Genomic DNA, 2902 nt, shown 5'->3' with positions numbered 1-2902 from the left:
CTAAACCAAGTATGTCACAATACCAATTACGTGCCTCTTCAATATTACGTACAGGAATAAAAACTGTCCCGATTTGATTTAGTATAGGATTCATAAATTCCTCCAATAAATATGACATTGAATTACTAATTTTATCAATTCGTCGATAGATCTCTTTTTCCCTTTTCTTATTGTACTAAACTGCCACGTTAGTTAAAGAAGAAAAAAGCCACCAAAAATGGCAGCTGGTTCTATAACTATTGCACCTGTTACTTTAATAAGTTTACTAAATAAAGGGGCATCTGGAAACAAAAGCATAAAAACTGCTAATAGAATAACTATTCCTGATACACCCATATACACTTTAGACATAGCATTGTTTTGTTTACGTTCAACAATTCCTAGCAGTAGAAAGAGTATCCCTAAAAGTATTGCTATAATTGGATTTCCTACAAAGACATCAGTAAAAAAACGTAAAATAAATAACAAATAAATTAAAGAAAGGCACACCACTTTTATAACTTTTTGCATAATATTTCCTTCCATATCTCTTTTTATATTTTAGTGTTTATGGATACCAACTTTTTATTCTTTCTTCTTCCACTATCCTGCTCCGTTAGCACAATAACAAAAGCCACAGTGGTCATCTTCATTACCCCACCGATTTAAATTATTTTATTAATGGATAACAATTGTTTGAACTGCTGTACTCCAATATCATAATCAATTTCTTTATTGTAAATGGAAAAAATTCTTGTTCCAAATGGTTCAAATGTTAATTCGTTTTTTGGGATAATATTTTTAATCCCATACCCATTAAAATCAAAGAATATATCCCATATATCCTCAGATTGCCTTTTAAATGCTATCGACTCATAATCAAAATTATTCTCGTAATAACCTAAATGCAGATGATATTTATCATCATACAAAATATCCATTAAACACCTCTATTATTATCATTTAAATTAATCAATTCGGCAGATTGAATCAACAATCCTTCTTCAAGTAAACTGCTTCGTTAGTTGAGTAACAAGAAGGCAAAAAGACTGCCAAAGACAGTCCATCCATTGTTCAACAGCACCCGTTAGTTGCACAAGACTCTTACTCAATTATCTGGATTTTCTTTAAGAACCCAAGGCATTTTAGCATCAAAGGTTAACTCTAGGACAGGGCTTGGGAATTCTTCTGGTAGAAACTCTAATTCCTCTGAAAATCCAACTATGAAATTGTCTATCTCAATAGTATTTTTTTCATTAAAGTTAGAGTTTGTACACAACTCTCCTTCCAGTAATCTTCCTACAATATGATAGTTTCCTAAGTATAACCTTGTCCCAGTTTCTTCGGTAGGGAATTCAGAAAGATGTGCTGGTATTGTTGGCTTAATCCCTAGTTTGGTGAATACATCAGATACAGAAGTCTTTAAATTCTTACAAGCTTCAACATAATTTCTACAGTATAAGCAATTACAGACTGGTATATCCTTGCTGTAAAATTCTCGTGTCTTATCAATATCAGCTTCTATTAACCATTTTCCTATTCTAATCTGTTGTAGCATTATCATACCTTCTTCCTATCAAATCCTCGAATATTCTCCCTTTAACAAATATAAAATTCGGCGACTCGAATTAACAATCCTTTTTGTGCTAAACTGCCCCGTTAGCTGAATAAGCAAAGGGATCGTCGCTGCAATCCCAATCTTCAACTCTTGCACCCGTTAGTTTAAGTATATTCCTTCACAATCTTGATTTTTGTCGTTTAGTAAATATGTATTTACCATTCCCCATACTCTGTAAAAATGGGAATCTTAATTGTTTTATTATTAAAATCAATCTTAGGGTTTAAGTCGTAATTCGTTTTTTTAAAATCAATTACACCGCCATTGGAAATACAAAATCGAGCAATATATTCATCTTTATTATCAATGATTACAAATTCATTGTTATTTTGAAATACAGCAAAATTAAATTGCATTACAAGTTTCCAATCACCTGTTAGATTGTATTCTTCATAAGGATTGTTTTGTTCTTCCCCCATTTTATTTCCTCCTTCAAATTAACCATCAATAAAACTTTATTCATATCATTCTACTTAGAGTTTAGTATACCTGCTTATTAAGCTAAACTGCTACCGTTAGCACAACAAGAAAAAAGGATAGCCGCAGCCATCCCAATCTTTTACTCTTGCATCCTTTAGCTTAGGAAAGTTTTCTTTCATAAACGTGAAAATAGTAGTTATAAGGGTTTTTGTCATTCATAACCCCTTTTTCAATAGAAACTTCTTTCCATTCATCGAAATTAACTTCGGGGAAAAATGTATCTCCTTTAAATTCATAATGAATTTTTGTAATGTACATCTTCTCAACAAATGGAAGGAAAATATTATAAATCTGCTCCCCTCCGAAAATGAATATCTCTTCTTCATTTTTACACAAGTCAAAAACAGCTTCGATTGAATGGACAATTTCACAACCGTAAAAATTAAAATCCTTATCCCTTGTCAAAATTATATTCCTTCTGTTAGGTAAAGCTCTTCCAATTGACTCAAGGTTCTTTCTACCCAATATGATTGAATGTCCTTTTGTAATATTTTTAACATACTCCCAATCCTTCGGAATTCTCCAAGGAATGTCATTATCTTTGCCAATCACTCTATTCTTATCCATCGCAACAATTAAAGAAACCTTCATATTTTACACAGCCTTTTTAGCCTATTTTACAATATAATTTTGTATTTTATTGAAATTTCTTGTTGCACTAACCTGCCACGTTAGCTCAACAAGAAAAAAGGGGACTTTGTATATATCTAATAATTTAGTGCTGTCCTAAAGTGCCCTAACTTGTAGTATAATTACAATAACACTTAGGGGTAGGATTGATTTGAAATTGGGACTTTTAGATAAATTATTCGAAAAAAAGCAGAA

Annotated in this window: 5 protein-coding genes and 1 pseudogene; all 6 read right to left on the bottom strand. The window is 31.6% G+C overall.

Going from position 1 to position 2902, the window contains the following annotated elements:
* Positions 1–94: pseudogene (locus tag AB7942_RS30260) on the bottom strand (VOC family protein); the annotation flags it as partial.
* A gap of 98 nt (positions 95–192) precedes the next feature.
* Positions 193–510 (bottom strand): hypothetical protein, encoded by a 318-nt coding sequence (locus AB7942_RS30255; protein ID WP_369449757.1) that lies wholly within the window; start codon positions 508–510, stop codon positions 193–195.
* 134 nt (positions 511–644) lie between these two features.
* Entirely contained in the window at positions 645–920 is a 276-nt protein-coding gene (locus AB7942_RS30250; RefSeq protein WP_369449756.1) for a DUF3986 family protein, read from the bottom strand.
* A 167-nt stretch (positions 921–1087) separates the two neighbouring features.
* Positions 1088–1537, bottom strand: a complete 450-nt coding sequence (locus AB7942_RS30245; protein WP_369449755.1) for a hypothetical protein — start codon at positions 1535–1537, stop codon at positions 1088–1090.
* Between the two features lie 215 nt (positions 1538–1752).
* Positions 1753–2016 carry a hypothetical protein gene (locus AB7942_RS30240; protein ID WP_369449754.1) on the bottom strand — a complete coding sequence of 88 codons (264 nt, stop codon included), beginning with the start codon at positions 2014–2016 and terminating at the stop codon, positions 1753–1755.
* 160 nt (positions 2017–2176) lie between these two features.
* The gene (dfr, locus tag AB7942_RS30235) at positions 2177–2668 is read right to left on the bottom strand and encodes a DfrD/DfrG/DfrK family trimethoprim-resistant dihydrofolate reductase (RefSeq protein ID WP_369449753.1); all 492 of its coding nucleotides are present in this window, start codon (positions 2666–2668) and stop codon (positions 2177–2179) included.
* Positions 2669–2902 lie beyond the last annotated feature (234 nt).

This window comes from Neobacillus sp. BF23-41, from assembly GCF_041106275.1.
This window is presented reverse-complemented; position numbering and strand designations above follow the sequence as displayed.